Source organism: Prevotella sp. AM42-24, assembly GCF_003461825.1.
Classification (GTDB): Bacteria; Bacteroidota; Bacteroidia; order Bacteroidales; family Bacteroidaceae; genus Prevotella; species Prevotella hominis.
In genome coordinates this window covers 1-18512 of sequence record NZ_QTXV01000008.1, presented here as the reverse complement: position 1 = coordinate 18512, position 18512 = coordinate 1, and the positions used below count along the sequence as shown (strand labels likewise).

At 46.3% G+C, this 18512-nt stretch carries 9 protein-coding genes; 8 read left to right on the top strand and 1 reads right to left on the bottom strand.

Going from position 1 to position 18512, the window contains the following annotated elements:
• Window positions 1–79: 79 nt before the first annotated feature.
• The 3 genes from axeA1 (at window position 80) to sprA (ending at window position 10367) form a co-directional block, all read left to right on the top strand.
• Entirely contained in the window at window positions 80–1552 is a 1473-nt protein-coding gene (gene axeA1 / locus DW917_RS04340) for an acetylxylan esterase AxeA1 (RefSeq protein ID WP_233524629.1), read from the top strand.
• A 294-nt stretch (window positions 1553–1846) separates the two neighbouring features.
• On the top strand, window positions 1847–2461 hold the full coding sequence (ruvA, locus tag DW917_RS04335) for a Holliday junction branch migration protein RuvA (RefSeq protein ID WP_118116810.1): 615 nt from the start codon (window positions 1847–1849) through the stop codon (window positions 2459–2461).
• Window positions 2462–2519: 58 nt separating this feature from the next.
• On the top strand, window positions 2520–10367 hold the full coding sequence (sprA, locus tag DW917_RS04330) for a cell surface protein SprA (RefSeq protein ID WP_118116808.1): 7848 nt from the start codon (window positions 2520–2522) through the stop codon (window positions 10365–10367).
• A 111-nt stretch (window positions 10368–10478) separates the two neighbouring features.
• On the opposite strand, the gene nadB is transcribed toward sprA, so the two are convergent.
• Window positions 10479–12068 carry an L-aspartate oxidase gene (gene nadB / locus DW917_RS04325; RefSeq protein ID WP_118116806.1) on the bottom strand — a complete coding sequence of 530 codons (1590 nt, stop codon included), beginning with the start codon at window positions 12066–12068 and terminating at the stop codon, window positions 10479–10481.
• 262 nt (window positions 12069–12330) lie between these two features.
• Between nadB and DW917_RS04320 the strand changes: the two genes are divergently transcribed.
• The 5 genes from DW917_RS04320 to DW917_RS04300 all read left to right on the top strand — a co-directional run bounded on the left by DW917_RS04320 (window position 12331) and on the right by DW917_RS04300 (window position 18366).
• Window positions 12331–12750 carry a PH domain-containing protein gene (locus DW917_RS04320; RefSeq protein ID WP_118116804.1) on the top strand — a complete coding sequence of 140 codons (420 nt, stop codon included), beginning with the start codon at window positions 12331–12333 and terminating at the stop codon, window positions 12748–12750.
• A 36-nt stretch (window positions 12751–12786) separates the two neighbouring features.
• Window positions 12787–14115 carry a D-alanyl-D-alanine carboxypeptidase/D-alanyl-D-alanine-endopeptidase gene (gene dacB / locus DW917_RS04315; RefSeq protein ID WP_118116802.1) on the top strand — a complete coding sequence of 443 codons (1329 nt, stop codon included), beginning with the start codon at window positions 12787–12789 and terminating at the stop codon, window positions 14113–14115.
• 11 nt (window positions 14116–14126) lie between these two features.
• A complete protein-coding gene (locus DW917_RS04310; protein WP_118116800.1) occupies window positions 14127–15380 on the top strand; it encodes a mechanosensitive ion channel family protein in 1254 nt (417 codons plus the stop codon).
• Between the two features lie 48 nt (window positions 15381–15428).
• Window positions 15429–16589: an A/G-specific adenine glycosylase gene (gene mutY / locus DW917_RS04305; protein WP_118116798.1), complete on the top strand. Its 1161-nt coding sequence runs from the start codon at window positions 15429–15431 to the stop codon at window positions 16587–16589.
• A gap of 484 nt (window positions 16590–17073) precedes the next feature.
• Window positions 17074–18366 (top strand): hypothetical protein, encoded by a 1293-nt coding sequence (locus tag DW917_RS04300; RefSeq protein ID WP_147344115.1) that lies wholly within the window; start codon window positions 17074–17076, stop codon window positions 18364–18366.
• Window positions 18367–18512: the final 146 nt, after the last annotated feature.

The following is an 18512-nucleotide window of genomic DNA, read 5'->3' as shown; positions in this document are numbered from 1 at the left end:
AATAAAGCGTTGTGTTAGCCGAAAATTACGTAACTTTGCATACAAAAGATGAAATGTAAACCTAATCAATGATAAAGCAATGAAAAAGTTATTTGCGTTTTGTGCTATGATGCTGGCGGTCATCAATCTGTCAGCTCAGTCAACAGCCCGTAAATTTGTACTGAAAAACAGTGCAGATGGTAAAAGTGAACTCACCTGTTATCTTCCTCAGAATCCTACAGGTCGGGCAGTCGTAGATTGTCCTGGTGGGGGTTATTCTCACTTGGCAATGGATCATGAGGGTCATCAGTGGGCTGAGTTCTTCAATAAGCAGGGTATTGCCTTTTTTGTATTAAAATATCGCATGCCTAATGGGAATAGAAATATTCCTTTAGGGGATGCTTATCAAGCTATCCGTACGGTAAGAGATAGTGCATCTATATGGCATATAAATCCTCAGGATGTAGGTATCATGGGATTCTCTGCTGGTGGTCATCTTGCTTCTTCTGTCAGTACGCATGCTGAATATTCTGCTCGTCCTGATTTTTCTATACTTTTCTACCCGGTTATCTCGATGGATGAGCGCATTACTCATAAAGGCTCCTGCGTCAATTTCCTGGGTGATGAGCGCAAGTCTAATCCTAAGTTGATAGAAGAATGGTCTAATGACAAGGCTGTTCGTGGCCATCTGACGCCTCGTGCGATTCTTCTGATGTCGAATGATGACAATGTGGTTCCTCCAGTTACCAATGGCGTGGCTTATTATACCCGTATGCACCAGGCTGGAAACGATTGTGAACTGCATGTCTATCCAACTGGTGGTCATGGTTGGGGATTCCGCAGCAATTTCAAGCATCACGACCAGATGCTTGCAGATCTGACGGCGTGGCTGCAGAGCTTTAAGGCTCCTAAAGAAAATGCAGTCCGTGTGGCATGTATCGGCAATTCGATTACGGATGGATTTGGCATTATGAATGCGGAGGATAAAGGTTATCCAGCTCAGTTGCAGAAGAAGTTGGGAGCAGATTATGAGGTAAAAAACTTTGGTGTGTCTGCCCGTACGATGATGAACAAGGGTGATATTCCATACATGAAGGAGTTAGCTTGGAAGGATGCGCAGGCTTTCTTGCCAAATATCGTAGTGATCAAATTGGGCACCAATGACTCCAAGACTCATAATTGGGCGCATGGAGCAGAGGAATATAGTCAGAGTATGCAGGCGATGATAGACACATTGAAGGCATTGCCAAGTCGTCCAGAGATTTATCTTTGTTCTCCAATTCCTGCTTTCAAGGGCAGTTGGACCATCAATGATAGTGTAATCGTGAATGGTGAGATTCCTGTGTTGCAGAAGTTGGCAAAGAAGAATAAGTGTCATTATCTCGACCTCCATTCCCAATATACATTCAGCAATATGATGTTGGGTGATGGTATTCATCCGAATGCCAAGGGTGCTGAGAAGTTGGCTGGTATCGTATATGAGGCTTTGACAAGTTCTGAGAAGGGAACCAAAGCGAAAGAGTCTCAAGCAAAAGCAAAGAAATCCAAAAAGGTTTCTAAGAAGAGATCATAACCCCCTTCTCTTAAAAATAGTCCCACAGATTTCACAGATTAACACAGATTTATTTTTTGACTTCAAAAAGATCTGTGTAAATTGGTGAAATCTGTGGGATTTTTCAGTGTGTATAGGATTTGATTGATACCACATCCTTTCTTTTTTAGTGATATTTGGTAATAATATACTTTTTGTGGCAATATTTTCCCTGATTCTCCGTTTATTAAATATTATTTAATAGATTCTCTGATATTTCGAGATCTATTGAATGATAGCAAAAATAAAGTAGCGTAAAATAAAAAAAGCATAAAGATGATAGAATATATCAAGGGAGAACTGACAGACTTGACTCCTACCATGGCTGTTTTGGAAACTGCTGGGGTAGGATATGGACTTAACATATCACTGAATACTTATACGGCTATTCAGGGAAAAGCAACGGTGAAACTCTATGTACATGAAGTACTGGTGGCAGGCGGAAGAGATGATTCCTATACTCTTTTCGGCTTTGCCAGCAAACAGGAAAGGGAACTTTATCGCCTGCTCATCACTGTGTCAGGAGTGGGTGCTAATACCGCGAGGATGATTCTTTCCTCCTTGTCTCCTTCTGAACTCTGCAATGTGATTTCCTCTGGAGATGAGAAAATACTGAAAAGCGTGAAAGGTATCGGACTGAAAACGGCACAACGTATCATTATTGACCTCAGGGACAAAATTGTGTCTTTGGGTATTGCCAATGAATTACCTGCCAATGGAGGTAATGTGGATTTGGTCAACAATGATGTGAAGGATGAGGCAGTGAGTGCGCTTACCATGCTTGGATTCTCTCCAGCTCCTTCCGCTAAGGTGGTCATAGAAATCCTGAAAGCGAAACCTGATCTCAAGGTGGAGGAAGTAATCAAGTTGGCCTTGAAGCAGATTAAATAATTTTCACGACAGTTTTTTGATGTTTAGAATAAAAAATATAAAATACGCATATTTGTTGATGGCATTGCTCTTGACTTCAGTCATTGGCAATGCCATCGGCTTGCCGTACCTTCAAGATGACAGAACTCGCAACAGAAACCAGCAGTCTGACATCTCGCGGCAAAAAAAACAGGGCTCTCAGAATCGACAAAATACACAAAATTCAAGGAATGGAGCTGCTGCTAAGAACGGGACTGCTGCGAAGAATGGAATCACCGCACAGCCAATTCTTTCTGATGAGGATTCTATTCCTGACAGTCTGCTGCACCCCCGTTGGCCTGTGCAGCGCACCCAACCGATTACCCTCAGCGACCTTTACCAAAGTCCGCTCGACCTGCAGCGCCCCGACAACATGAAGTATCAGGTGGAGTATAATGATACGCTCGACCGATATGTGATTGGTAATCGGCTCGGGAATACTTGGATTACTGCGCCTATCATGCTTACCCCGAAGGAGTATCTTGTCTGGAGCGAGATGCAGGAACGTAATGCCTATTACCGTAAGCAGAATGATGAAATCTTCAAGGCTAAGGGTAAGGAGAAATTCGACTTTACGGATATGCACTTTGATTTAGGACCGGCTGAGAAGATTTTCGGTCCGGGTGGTATTCGTGTGAAAACGCAGGGTACGGCCGAATTGAAGTTTGGTGTGAAGAAAAAGAATGTGGATAATCCTTCGCTTCCTATCCGAAACCGCAAGACGACGATGATGGATTTCGATGAGAAAATCAATCTCAATGTTAATGGTCGTGTCGGTGATAAGGTCAATATGAACTTGAACTACAACACGGATGCTACTTTCGATTATGATGCTCAGAATATGAAGCTCAAGTACGATGGCAAGGAAGATGAAATCATCAAACTCGTAGAGGCGGGTAATGTGTCTTTTCCTTCCAACTCGTCACTCATTCGTGGAGCCAGCAGTCTTTTCGGCTTCCGCACCGATTTGCAGTTTGGTAAACTCAAGTTGCAAACCGTCATTTCCCAGAAGAAGTCTTCCTCCAAAAGCGTTTCCTCTAAGGGTGGCGTCCAGCTTACGCCTTTTGAAAAGAACGTGACCGACTATGAGGAGAACAAGCACTTCTTCCTTTCACAATACTTCCGCAACCATTATGATGGATGGATGCAGAAATTGCCTAACCTTACTACCGGTATTACCATCAACCGCGTGGAGGTTTGGGTTACCAATAAGACGGGTTCGTCTGAGAATACGAGAAACATCGTGGCGCTTACCGACTTGGGTGAAAACGAGAAGGTAAGCAATCCAATGTGGGCTGTGGGAGGAACCGTGGTCCCAGCCAACAAGGCGAATACGGAGTATGATGCAATGGTCAACCAGTACAGTGCTGCCCGTGATGCGAATCAGACTTCTTCTACGCTGGAAGGTGCTGGACTTGTCGGTGGTAATGATTTTGAAAAGTTGGAGAATGCGCGTCTTCTGAATTCATCGGAATATACGGTGAATACAGCGATGGGTTATATTTCCTTGCGAAACCAGTTGCAGACCGACCAGGTTCTGGCAGTGGCATACGAATATACGTATGGTGGTGTCACTTACCAGGTGGGTGAGTTTGCCAGCGACGTTACTGACACCAAGCAGGGTCTCTTCGTGAAATCTCTCAAGAATACCAGCAACAATCCGCAGCAGGGCAACTGGAAACTGATGATGAAAAACGTCTATAACTTAGCTTCCCAGATAGAGAAGGAAAAGTTCAGACTCGACGTGAAATTCCAGAGCGATACGACGGGTGTTTATATCACCTATATCCCTGAAAAGCAAGTGAAGCAGACGCCACTCATCAAGGTATTGGGAGCCGACCGTCTTGACAATAATAACAATGCTCATAGCAATGGTTACTACGACTACGTAGAGGGTTATACGGTTTCCAACGGAAGCGTCTTCATTCCTAAAGTAGAACCTTTCGGTAGTTATATGTACGAATATCTGAAGAGTAAGGGCGTGGCTGCTGAACAGGCGGAGAAATATGCCTTTACGGCTCTTTATGACAGTACGAAGACGGTAGCCAAACAGATAGCCGAGAAGAACAAGTACCTGCTGGTGGGTCAGTTCAAGGGTTCTTCTTCCAATGTCATTTCCCTCGGAGCATACAATGTTCCGCAGGGTTCGGTGATGGTGACTGCCGGTGGTGTTACGCTCACCGAAGGTTCTGACTATTCTGTAGATTACAATGCCGGTGAAGTGACGATTCTCAATCAGAGCATCATCGATGCAGGAACACCCGTCAATGTTTCGCTTGAAAGCAATACCGACTATGGTATGATGCGCAAGACGATGTTTGGACTCAACTGGGAATACGACTTCTCGAAGAATTTCCAACTGAGCGGTACGTTCCAGCATTTGAGTGAACAACCGCTCCTTACCAAGGTGGCTATGGGAGAGGAACCGGTGAAGAATACCCTCTGGGGTATCAACATCAACTGGAAGAAGGAAAGTCAGTGGCTGACGAATGTGCTCGACAAGATTCCGTTCCTGCATCTTACTCAACCATCGCAGATTTCCTTTACTGGAGAGTTTGCCCAACTGATTGCCGGACAGGCGAGCGGAACACAGGACAATGCTTCTTATCTGGATGATTTCGAGTCCACCAAGAGCAGTATTGATGTGATGACTCCTACCTCATGGTTCCTCTCCAGCGTTCCTTCCATGTTCCCTGAAAATAAGGACAAAACGGGATTGACGAGTGGATTCAACAGAAGCCAGATGGCATGGTACACAATCGACCCACTTTTCAACAGAAAGGGTAGTACGCTGACTCCGGGACATATCAAGAGCGACCTCAACCAGCTGAGCAATCACTATGTGAGAGCTATCTACATGAGAGAGTTGTTCCCACTTCGTCAACAACAGACCTATAGTACGGAGACGAGTACAGTGAATGCGATGAACATTGCCTTCTATCCGAATGAGCGCGGTCCGTACAACTTCAATGTGGCTGATCTCCAGGCGGACGGAACCCTTGCCAATCCTCAGAAGCACTGGGGTGGTATGATGCGCAAGTTGGATACGAATGACTTCGAGCAGGCGAATGTGGAATATATCGAATTCTGGATGCTGGACCCATTCATCTATAGCAATCAGCAGCCTGATGCCCGTCTCTATGGCGGTGATTTCTATATCAACTTAGGAGAGATTAGTGAGGATATTCTCCGTGATGGAAAGAAATTCTATGAGAGCGGAATGCCTGTGGATGGCAGCAACAGTTTTACCTACTCTCAGTGGGGTAAGATCCCTACGCAGAGTACGGTTACTTATGCCTTTGCCACAACCAGTGGAAGCCGTGCCTTGCAGGATGTGGGTTTCAACGGACTTACTGATGCGGAGGAACAGGAATTCTATCGCAGCGCCTACCTCGACCAGATACAGGGCAAGGTCAATCAGGCGGTTTTCGACAGTATCTTTGCTGACCCAGCCCGTGATGATTATCACTATTACCGTGGTTCAGACTGGGATCAGATGAAGGCGCCTATCTTGTACCGCTATAAATTCATCAACAATCCGCAGGGCAACTCTCCGGATAGCGATAGCCGTACCGAGAGCTATGATACTTCCTATAAATCTACACCGGATGTGGAAGATATCAACCAGGACTACACCCTCAATGAATATGAGAAGTATTTCCAGTATCATGTCAGCATCCGTCCGGAAGACCTTGTGGTGGGTAAGAACTATATCGTTGATAAACGGGAATATACACCAAGTTTACCTAATGGAACGAAGAATGAGACGGTCACCTGGTACCAGTTCCGTATCCCGGTAGATCAGTATGAATCGAAGGTGGGCAATATCAATGACTTCTCCAGCATCCGCTTCATGCGTATGTTCCTTACCAATTTTGAGAAACCTATCGTGATGCGTTTCGGAACTCTGGATCTGGTACGTGGCACCTGGCGTACTTACGACCAGCCGCTCAGTGCTGCCAATGGTGGTACGCTGGAAGCAAGTGCGGTGAGCATCGAGGAAAATGCCGAGAAAACTCCGGTCAACTATGTGCTTCCTCCTGGCATCCGTCGTGGGCAGGACCCTTCTCAACCTCAGTTGGTGGAGGAGAATGAACAGGCGCTGAGCCTTGTGGTCAAGAATTTGAGTACCGGTGAGGCCAAGGCGGTTTACAAGAATACCACCCTCGACCTGCGTCAGTATAAGCGCATCCAGATGTTTACCCATGCCAATGCACTCGCTCAGAACACCACCGACCTGAGAGATAACCAACTCTCTGTGTTCATCCGTCTGGGTAATGACTATAAGAACAACTATTATGAATATGAGATTCCGCTGAAGTTGACTCCGGAAGGTAAGTACAGTCGCCGTTCATTGGAAGACTGCAAGGCTGTATGGCCTGAGGAAAATATGCTCGATATCCAGATGAGTGTGTTCACCGCCCTGAAGAAGGAACGCAACAAGGCCAAGGCAATGGGCATGGCTTCGTTCTCGCAGCCTTTCGTGGCTTATGACAGCAATCATCCGAACAACAAGATGACCTTGGTGGGAAATCCTACCTTGGGTGAGGTGAAAACCATGATGATTGGTGTTCGCAACAACTCTGGCGATGTGAAGAGCGGTGAAGTCTGGGTCAACGAACTCCGACTTCTGGAACATAACAACAAGGGTGGATGGGCTGCGAATGCCAATCTGAATGTTCAGTTGTCTGACTGGGGTAGTGTCAATGCTACTGGTCGTTATACCAGCGAGGGATTCGGTGGACTGGAAGACAAGGTGGCAAGTCGCAGTACCGACAGTTATGGGGCGTACAGCGTGACTACGAGCTTGGAAATGGGTAAGTTCTTCCCTGACAAGGCGAAGGTGAGCATACCTTTATATTATAGTGTGACCAAGGAGAAAACTTCTCCGAAGTACAATCCGCTGGATACGGATATGGAACTCCAGGATGCACTGGATGCTACAGGCTCTAAGGCGGAACGGGATTCTATCGAGAATATTGCTGTGACGAAGGTGGTGAATACCAACTTCTCCATCTCCAATGCCCGTGTCGGAATTGCTACCAAGCGCCATCCGATGCCTTACGACCCTGCCAACTTCTCGTTCTCCTACAGTCATTCCCACCAGCATACGCAAGGCGAGACGACGGTCTATGAGAATGAAGACAACTGGCGCGGTTCGCTCGACTATTCCTGGACTCCGGTCTATAAGGCATGGGAACCTTTCAAGAAGTTGAAGAACAAGAGCAAGTGGTTGGATATCCTGAAGCGCTTCGGACTGAACTGGCTGCCGCAGAATGTGGCGTTCAATACGGAGATGACCCGCAACTATTATGAGTTGCAGGAACGCGATATGGAATCGACGGAGAATTCACAGCTGCCTCTGTCGTTCAGCGAACAGTTCCTCTGGAACCGTGAGTTCTCTATGCGTTGGGACTTAACCAAGAATCTGCACATGAACTTCCAGAGTGCCACCCATGCGCAGATAGAAGAACCTTATACCCCAATCAATAAGGACCTCTATGCAGACCAGTACCATGCCTGGAAAGATTCTGTTTGGACCAGCATCAAGCACTGGGGAGCACCATTGGATTATAATCAGACCTTTACGGCTTCCTATCAGTTGCCGCTCAATCTGATTCCAATCTTCGACTGGGTTAATGCCGATGCTTCCTACAATTCCACCTATTCCTGGAACAAGGGTACGGAGGATGAGGATGGTGTCTCGTATGGAAATACCATCAACACCAATCGCAGTTTAAACCTCAATGGTACGTTCAATCTGGTGAAACTCTACAATCATGTACCGTTCCTCAAGGCTGCCAACCAGAAGTTTGACAAGGAACCTTCCCGCTCGCAGATTCAGAAAAAGAAGCAGGAGAAGGAAAAGGCTAAACAGGAGGCGCAGAAGCGCAAACAGGAATTGGCTAAGGTTCGCCAGGAGGCAATCGATGCTGGTAAGGATCCTGAGGAGGCTGTGAAGGAGTGGACAAGCAAAAATAACAAGAAAGCTCAGGAGCAGAAGAAGCGATTGCCGCTCAACAAGAGATCCTTCGAACAGGAAATCACCCTCCTGCCTTTATTAGCTGATGCTAAAGACTTGAAAAAAGAGAAGGATGAGGCTGCCGGGGAAAAGACTGAGGCTTCTGGAGATGAGGCTGAAACAAAGAATGCTGAAAAGTCTAAGAAGTCTAAAAAGGATAAGTCCAAGAAGGATGATTCCAAAAAGGATGATTCGAAGAAAAAATATGTGGACGTAAAGCACGGCAAGAATACGAAGCGTCTGATTGTCTCGGCTAAGACTGAGGATGGAAAGGCCTTCCACTTGAAATATAAGGTGTTGGATAATAACACAATCCGCATTACCTCTAAGGTGGATTCTGCTACGAAGTTGAAGGTGAATGTGCTTCCGAAGGCTCCGCTGGAGGAGAAGGCTTGGTACAAGACCATGCAGGCTATTTCACGTGTGGCAATGATGGCAAGAAATGTGAGCTTCAGTTATCGCAACAACTACCAGCTCACGTTGCCAGGCTTCCTGCCTACGATTGGTGATGCTTTCGGACAAACCAAACAGGGCATCATGTCACCGGGTCTGGATTTCGCCTTCGGTTTCGTTGGCGATAGTTACATCGAGAAGGCAAGAGAGCACGACTGGTTGTTGCTCAACGATTCCATCGCTACTCCTGCTGCTACGAGCAAAACGGAAGATCTCCAGATTCGTATGACGCTGGAACCTGTGAAGAACTTGAAGATTGACCTGAATGCCATGCGTACCATGACCACGCAGAAGAGCATACAGTATATGTATGAGGGAACTCCTACTACCCAGAGCGGAAGCTTCCAAATGACTACCATCTCTATTGGTTCTGCTTTCGAGGGAATGGGAGATGCTAACAGTGGTTACCGCAGCAAGACCTTCGAAAAGTTCGTGGGCTCTCTGCAGGACTTCCGCAATCGGGTGGAACAGCAATACGCTGGAATGATTTATCCTGCTGGTTCCAGTCTCGCTGGCGGCAAGTTTGATGCTTCCCGTACACCTGTCAACCAGTATAGTGCTGATGTGATGGTGCCTGCCTTCCTCAATGCTTATACCAGCATGGGTGGCAAGTCGCTCTCCATCTTCCCGGCTTTGAGTCGATTGCTGCCTAACTGGACTGTTAAGTATAGTGGATTAGGTAAGTTGCCTTGGTTCCGCGACCACTTCAAGAGTGTGAATATCAATCATTCCTATAAGAGTGTGTTCGCCGTTGGAAGCTACAACAGTTACAGCACCTTCCAGGAGTATATGAATGGTTTGGGCTTCATCGAGGATGCCACTACCGGAAATCCTTCACCAAGCAGCATGTTCAATGTTTCGCAGGTGAGTATCAATGAGGCATTCTCGCCATTGTTGGGACTTGATCTGACGTTCAATAATAATATGACGCTGAAGGGTGAATATCGCCAGACGCGCGTGATGAACCTCAGTATGACAAGTATTCAGCTCAATGAGGCTGTGAGCAAGGACTGGGTGATTGGAATGGGCTATCGCATGAACAACTTCCATCTCTTCGGAATGCGAGGTAAGCGTAAGGCTGTCAAGAGTAAGGGTAAAGGTTCGGCTGACAAGCAGAAGAATTCTTCCAATAACAATTCTTATGGCACCAACCATGACCTGAACCTGCGCTTGGACTTCAGTTTCCGCAAGCAGGCTGCCATCGTAAGAGACATTGCCTCCATGATGAGCAGTGCCAGCAGCGGCAATAATGCATTGAAGTTGAGTTTCTCTGCCGACTATACCTTGAGTAAGATGCTCACCATGAGTTTCTACTACGATCGTCAGACGAATACGCCTCTGCTTTCAAGCAGCAGTTATCCGACGACGACACAAGACTTCGGTCTGAGCATCAAGTTCTCCTTGACGAGATAGGGTTCCTGAAAAACGAAAGGGCTGGAGCGATGAAGCTCCAGCCCTTTGGTGGTTGAATAGCTCCCATGCGGGGAGTACAAATATTTAAAAGTTTTGCTGATTATCAAATCTTTATTTCTTGTCGTAGGCATGAACCGGATAGTCGATGGTATAGTGAAGACCGCGACTTTCCTTGCGCTCGATGGCCATACGGGTGATGAGGTAACCTACATTGATCATGTTGCGCAACTCGCAGAGATCCTTGCTTACCTTCACACGCTTGAAGAGGTTTTCAGTCTCTTCATACAACAGGTCGAGACGATCCCAGGCACGCTTCAGGCGCAGGTCACTTCTCACGATTCCCACATAGTTGCTCATGCATTCGCCCACTTCCTTGATACTCTGGGTGATGAGCACCTTCTCCTCATTGGTCATGGTACCCTCATCATTCCATTCAGGCACCTTGTCGTTGAAGTCGTATTCATCCACATGCTCAATACTGTGCTTGGCTGCTGTATCTGCATAAACGACGGCCTCGATGAGTGAGTTGCTCGCCAGTCGGTTGCCGCCATGAAGACCTGTGCAGGAGCATTCGCCTAAAGCATAGAGGCGGTTGATGCTGGAACAACCGTTCAGATCTACTTTGATACCGCCACACATGTAGTGGGCTGCAGGACGAACAGGAATATAATCCTTCGTAATATCAATGCCGATGCTGAGACACTTTGCATAGATGTTAGGGAAGTGATGCTTGGTCTCCTCCGGATTCTTATGGGTCACATCGAGACAAACATGGTCAAGACCGTGAATCTTCATCTCCTTATCGATGGCACGAGCCACGATGTCACGAGGGGCAAGGCTCAGGCGCTCATCATATTTCTCCATGAAACTCTCGCCGTTAGGCAAACGGAGAATACCGCCGTAGCCACGCATGGCCTCTGTGATGAGGAACGCAGGATGAGTTTCTCCCGGATGAAAGAGGGCAGTAGGGTGGAACTGTACAAACTCCATATCGGCAACTGTTCCCTTGGCACGATAGACCATCGCCTCACCATCGCCTGTGGCAATGATTGGGTTGGTTGTGGTCTGATAGACCGCACCGCAACCACCTGTACACATCACAGTCACCTTGCTGAGATAGGTATCTACTTTCTGGGTATCAGGATTGAGGACGTAGGCTCCGTAGCAGTTGATGTAAGGAGTGCGACGGGTAACGCGTGCGCCCAAGTGGTGCTGGGTGATAATCTCCACTGCGAAGTGGTTCTCCTTGATGTCGATGTCTGGGTTGTTGCGTACGGCTTCCATCAGTCCTCTTTGGATTTCAGCACCCGTATCGTCGGCGTGATGGAGGATGCGGAACTCGCTGTGTCCGCCCTCACGGTGAAGGTCGAACTTGCCGTCCTGCTGCTTGTCGAAGTTGACTCCCCATTCCACCAGTTCCTTGATCTGTTCTGGTGCCTTGGTAACAACCTGTTTAACTGCTTTGTAGTCACTGATGTAGTCACCAGCAATCATTGTATCCTGGATGTGCTTGTCGAAGTTATCCACCTCCAGGTTGGTAACTGATGCGACACCACCTTGTGCAAATGAAGTGTTGGCCTCGTCGAGAGAGGTCTTGCAGATCATGCACACTTTACCTTTTTTCGCTCTGGCTACTTTCAGGGCGTAACTCATACCGGCAACTCCTGCACCGATAATCAGAAAATCATACTTATAAACCATTTGAGTTTATTTTATCAATTTATCTCTTATTCCTATGGAATAGAGTCTTCATTTTTATTTCATTTTGAGATGGTTTTACCCTGCATTTCCCTTAAGATTGTAAGGGATGAAACCTTAATTCGTTGCAAAAGTAATAATTTATCTTTAAAATGAGTAATAAGAGACGGATTTTTTGTAATTTTGCAGTGTTTTTTGTAAATCTAAACCCTTGTGAGGTGCTAATTGGTGGCTTCGGGGCGACTTAACATATATATAATAAGGTATGACAGACAGAACTTTTCATAAGCGTTTTTCGGTTCCTGCCAAATGTGGCGTGGCGGTATTTGCGCTCCTCACCGGTTATTTCTTCTGGGTGAAGGTGGCTATCATCGGCATCCTGCTTGCCATCGTCATTGTGGGCATGATCGAGCGCATTCTGAATACAACTTATACTTTCCGAAGGGTGCAACCTATCGACCGGGATGAGGAAATGGATTTCATCGTCATCAATGAGGGGCGATTCTCCCGAAACCAGACCATTCCAGTGTGCGATATTGTCAGCGTGGAACCTATGAAGACGTGTTGGGGACTCGACCATGCTCTCGTTATTCAGGTGGGAGCTTACAAACTGGTCAGTCTGCAGCCTGATAATGAGGAAAGTTTTATCCGGGAAATTGAGAAAAGGATGAGAAATGACAAATGAGAAATGGTTCTCAAAATATAAATTGACAAATTAGAAATGAAAATGATGATAAAATATGTGATGAGTCTTCTGATGGTGATGACGCTCTGTCTCCCCAATATGCAGGCTCAAATTGTGAAAAATCAGGGAAATCAGGACGTTCTGGTAAATGATGCGAACCCTGAGCAGGATGAGGAGGTAGTGGAGGATAGTGATGATTCTGACGTGGCTGACTCTACTATGGTGGAGACGATTGCTGCTAATACTTTGCGATTGCCTTGGACGGAAACGGTGAAGGTGGGGCTTGACAAACTCTTGAAGAGCAAAATGTTTGAAACTTCTCAGGTGGGTATCATGGTTTGGGACCTGGAGGCTGATTCCTGCATTTACCGCTTCCGTGAACGCCAGCTGATGCGTCCTGCCAGCACCATGAAACTCGTTACGGCGATTACGGCACTCGATAAGTTGGGTGGTTCTTACCAGTTTAAAACGACTCTGAAATATACGGGCACGATTGATAATGGGGTACTTATGGGTGATGTGTATTGCATCGGTGGTATGGATCCTCGTTTCAATAATGATGATATGACCGCCTTTGTCACCAGTCTCAAAGATATGGGCGTGGATAGTATTCAGGGCAGCATCTATGCCGACCGCTCGATGAAGGACGAAGACCTGTTGGGCGAAGGTTGGTGCTGGGATGATGATAATCCCGTGCTATCCCCATTGGTTTTCGGACGCAAGGATATTTTCATGGAAAGATTTCTCGCCAAGCTGAAGGACGCTGGTATCTTCTATGCCGGTTCCGGAACTTCCGTGAAGCGCTGTCCGGCAAGTGCTTTCACCATCTGTACCCGTTTCCATACCATGGATCAGATTTTGCATAAGATGATGAAAGACAGTGATAATCTCTATGCCGAAAGCATGTATTATCAGATTGCATCTTCTACTGGCAACCGTCCGGCAAGTGCCAAGAGTGCCAGAAATGTGCAGCGCCAGCTGGTTAGAAAGATTGGACTTGATCCTGCCCGATATAAGTTTGCAGATGGCTCTGGTCTTTCTCTCTACAACTATGTTTCTGCCGAACTGGAGGTCAAGCTCCTTCGCTATGCTTACCAGGACGAGAACATCCTGCCGCATCTCAAACAGTCCTTGCCAATTGCTGGTGTGGATGGTACTTTGAAGAGGAGAATGCGCTCCGGTTTTGCTCATGGCAATGTGAAGGCTAAAACGGGCACGGTGACAGGTGTCATTGGTCTTGCCGGTTACTGCAAGGCGGCAAATGGCCACGATCTTTGCTTCTCGATTCTCAATAATGGTATTATGCATAGCAATAATGCACGCTCTTTTGCAGACAAGGTGTGTGAGTTGCTTTGCCAACCGTAAAGACTTGATATATGGAAGAAATACGTAAATTTGTGGATGAAATGATGGTGTGGGCTGGTGTTTCGGGCGATTCCGTACCCGTTCTCCGCCATCTGTTGCTTACAGTTACCGCTATTCTGCTGGCAATTATAAGCGATTTCCTTTGCCGTAAGATTCTCGTGCCGCTTATCTCCAAGATTACGGAGAAGACGGAGGCTTCCTGGGATGATGTGCTTTTCAATAAGAAGGTACTCAACTCGGCTTGCCATATTGTGCCGGCTGTCGTCATCTGGTCGCTCATGCCACTCATCTATCTGGAATATCCGATTTTCAAGGAAATCCTCGAAAGAGCTACGGGCATCTATATCGTGGTGATGTCTGTGAGAACCGTCCTGGTTTTCATCGGGTCTTTCAAAGGACTGGAAGATGCCAAGGATCGCCGGTCCTCTGCTCAACAGTATTTTCATACTTTCTGTGGCGTGCTCAGGGTTCTCATGCTCTTTGTAGCAGGTGTCGTGGTGGTGGCCATCCTGTTGGGCAAGAGTCCGCTTACCTTGTTTGCTGGATTGGGTGCCACTTCTGCAGTCCTCATGCTGGTTTTCAAGGATACGATTACGGGTTTGGCTTCTGGTGTCCGTCTTACGAGCAACGATATGCTCCATAAGGGCGACTGGATTACGGTGAAGTCGGTGGATGCCAACGGTATCGTGGAGGAAATGTCGCTCACTACAGTCAAGGTGCGCAACTTCGATAATACCATCGTCACCATTTCTCCTACCACCTTGGTGAATGGTTCTTTCCAAAACTGGATTGGTATGCAGAATAGTGGGGGACGACGGGTGAAACGCCTGGTTTACTTCGATTTCCGCAGCATCCGACTGGTAGATGACTTGCTGAAACAGAAGTTGATTTCTAAGCATTTTGCAACTGAAGATTCCTTCAAACTGAAAGAATCTCTCCAGAAGGCTTTGGAGAAAGACAGACAGGAAGGCAAGGATATAGAAGACCTGAAGAATCCGGCAGCTCTTGCCCCAACCAATCTGCAACTCTACCGTAAGTTTATGGAGAAATATCTGCGCCAGCGTCCGGAAATCAATACGGAACTCACACTGATGGTGCGCCATTTGGAAGCCACGCAGTGCGGACTCCCGATTGAGTTTTATTTCTTCATCAAGGATAAGGTTTGGGTCAACTATGAGCATATTCTTGCTGACATCATGGAGCATGCCTATGCGCTTGCCAATGAGTTCGAACTGAAGATTTATGAGCAATATCCGGAACAGTAATGTTTTAAAGGTAAAAAAGTAAAAAGGTAAAAAAGTAAAAAGGCAGGGATGGAATTTGCTAATACTATAATTTCTTGGTTTCGTGAAAACGGCAGGGCGTTGCCTTGGCGAGAGACTCGTGATCCTTATGCCATCTGGCTGAGTGAGATTATCCTGCAGCAAACCCGCATTGCCCAGGGGTGGGAGTATTGGGAGCGGTTTATGGCTCAATATCCCACTGTGCAGGATTTGGCGGCTGCCCATGAGGATGAAGTTCTGAAACTTTGGCAGGGATTGGGTTATTATTCCCGTGCCCGGAATCTCCATACGGCAGCTAAGCAGATTGTGGCACTCGGTCATTTTCCTGATACGCTTGAAGGCATCAAACAACTGAAGGGTGTGGGAGATTATACGGCAGCTGCTATCGGCTCCTTTGCTTTCGATATTCCGGCTGCTGTGGTGGACGGTAATGTCTATCGTGTCCTTGCCCGGTATTTTGGCATTGATACTCCCATCAATTCCACGCAGGGCAAAAAGGAGTTTGCAGCCTTAGCGCAGTCTCTGTTGCCTTCATCAAAGGCTTCCGATTCTCTCTCGTCTTTCTCTCCGGCTTCCGATTTTCAATCGTCTTTATCTCTGGTTGCAGCCTATAATCAGGCGATGATGGATTTTGGTGCAATTCAGTGCACCCCTCAGTCTCCGAAATGTCTGCTTTGCCCACTTGCTGAAACCTGCGAGGCGATGCGAACCAATCGGGTAGCCGAACTGCCTGTCAAGCAAAAGACCATGAAGGTGAAGACCCGTCATCTTTCCTATATATATATAAGGTGTAAGGGTGAGACTGCCATTCATCGTAGGGGAGAGGGAGATATTTGGCAAGGATTATGGGAACCTTTCAATGCTTCAGATATCGCTGAAGCCTGTGCCTCGCCTTCTTCCGCACAGGCATCTCTGTCTTCCACAATGTTTTCGACTTCTCTCACGAAGCTTTCTTCTTTCAAGAAAGAACTTGCAGCAGACCTTCACTTGTCAAACGTAGATGCCCTGCAGCTGCTGGCTCAGGATGTGAAGCATGTCTTGACCCATCGCATTCTTTTGGCTGACTTTTACCTGTTGGAAACCGATGCCCATCCCCAGCTTCCCGATGATTATATCTGGATCAAGGAGGAGGAAATAGAAGACTATGGTATTCCAAGACTGATAGAACTCCTGCTTGAAAAGATTTCTTGAAAATAATATACCACATATTCCACAGATTTTTCTTCGTGGTGTTTTTTTGTCCCACAGATTTCACAGATTAACACAGATCTTTATGAGATAAAAAATCTGCGTGAGAAAACCCTCACCCGAAAAATCTGTGTACATCTGTGAAATCTGTGGGACCATATTCCACTCTCATGGGGTATCTGCATCGAACGAATAGGTCGCTTCCGCGTAAATCCGTGGGTAATCGCCTCAGCAGGAACCCTCCGACTAAATTCCGTGCCATCCGATGAATAAAAAAAACTATGTAAATCCGTGGGACTTTTAGATCGTATAGGCTGTTCCAATCAAAATTTACGCATAAAATATGTTAAAAAGAATAGAAAATCAAAATAAAATCCTTATATTTGTAGCCATAATAAGAACGTTTAGTGCCTATTGGTCATCCTCGCACTATAATTACTAACTAACTTGCTCTTGGGGATGGAGCGAGTATAATGCTTAAGATCCTATGAAGAATAAAAGTATTTTAGTTTCATTACTTTCCATGGCAGTGATGTTTTTCGCAGCATGTGGAGATAGTTCAAATGATCCAGTAGATCCAAACCCAGGAGGTGGAAATGCAGGTGGCGGTACAGAAACCATCGTTACTGCTGCTCAGGCTAAACAGAGTTTGGACAGAACCTCTCAGGAATTGTTGTCTAAAATCAGTGCCAATGAGTTTGAGGAATACAAACAGATGTTGGATGTAGATGTCAGCGATAAGGCAGGCGTTATCCAAGACTGGTTTGAGGCTTGTGTCGAAGCTTGCGAGATTAAAGCCAACCCCGATAATCATCTTTGGAATGCCGCTAATTTCGTGGGCGAGTTTGAACTCCAGCAGGGTACTTGGGTACAGACCAAGAAAGGTGGCGACCATCTCAGCTTCATCTATCATGATGCTCAGCAGAAGAAATGTGTCATTACGCTGAAGGCAAGTGCTGAGGCTACAGAGATTCATCACTCTGTTTTTGATGATGAAGATTGGGAATGGACTGGTAGTCAGGAAATCGTAACAAGGTATGAAAACCGCTTCATGCTCCCTAAGCAGATTGATATTACTGCTACTCGTGAGGGCAAAAATATGGGTACAGTTTCTGTTACTTCTCAGGTGAAGACCGGTAAGGAAGTGGATTTGTCTAAGGATGAAGTGGATGTAACTTCTGTCGTTACCATCGGTGCTTACAAGGCGGAAGTGAAGAAGGCTGTTTATAAGGCTGGCAAGACTGCTGAGGCTAAGGTTGTGTTCAGCAAGAATGGTGAGGAACTCATCACTTTGGAAGGCAACGGAAATGGTAATATCACTCCAAGCGGTGAGAAATCTGAATTCGGTCAGATCAATATCACAATTAACATCTTGGGCAAGGCTAAGGTTGTCTATAAAATCCTGGATGGTAACTTGTACTATAATAATTTGAGTAAGGCTGATGATAATGATGGTGATGAGAGCATGTTTAAGCTGTTTGTAGAGAATGCCAACAAGCAGGTGGATGCAAAGCTCTATCTGGATGGTTCAGTTTCTCCTGCTGCTAAAATCTATCTCGCTCCATACTTGGCAGAGGATTACGGTACCTATAAGTACTGGGATTATGAATACTGGTTGGAGTTCACCGATGGTTCTAAGTATTCTTATGAGGATTACTTTAATGAGCAGCAGTTCAAGACTGTTTCAGACAAGATCCAGAGTCTCATCGATGATTTCAAGAATTTGTTCGACTTCGATGAAGTAGATGATGAAGTTCATCCCGTCATTCCAAAAAAGTAATTCCTGTATAAATACAGGCAAACCATCATTGTTTTAGATAAACAGTCAAAGACGAATAGTGAATAGAAAGATATTCTTCTTATTCCTTTTGGGAATATTGAGTGCAGAGAAAGAGGGTGTGTCATAAGTCTGTGACGCACCCTTTT

Bases quoted from the DNA above. Each gene is read 5' to 3' on its own strand.
- axeA1 (WP_233524629.1), top strand. From the start codon at position 80: ATGAAAAAGTTATTTGCGTTTTGTGCTATGATGCTGGCGGTCATCAAT.
- ruvA (WP_118116810.1), top strand. From the start codon at position 1,847: ATGATAGAATATATCAAGGGAGAACTGACAGACTTGACTCCTACCATG.
- sprA (WP_118116808.1), top strand. From the start codon at position 2,520: ATGGCATTGCTCTTGACTTCAGTCATTGGCAATGCCATCGGCTTGCCG.
- nadB (WP_118116806.1), bottom strand. From the start codon at position 12,068: ATGGTTTATAAGTATGATTTTCTGATTATCGGTGCAGGAGTTGCCGGT.
- DW917_RS04320 (WP_118116804.1), top strand. From the start codon at position 12,331: ATGACAGACAGAACTTTTCATAAGCGTTTTTCGGTTCCTGCCAAATGT.
- dacB (WP_118116802.1), top strand. From the start codon at position 12,787: ATGAAAATGATGATAAAATATGTGATGAGTCTTCTGATGGTGATGACG.
- DW917_RS04310 (WP_118116800.1), top strand. From the start codon at position 14,127: ATGGAAGAAATACGTAAATTTGTGGATGAAATGATGGTGTGGGCTGGT.
- mutY (WP_118116798.1), top strand. From the start codon at position 15,429: ATGGAATTTGCTAATACTATAATTTCTTGGTTTCGTGAAAACGGCAGG.
- DW917_RS04300 (WP_147344115.1), top strand. From the start codon at position 17,074: ATGAAGAATAAAAGTATTTTAGTTTCATTACTTTCCATGGCAGTGATG.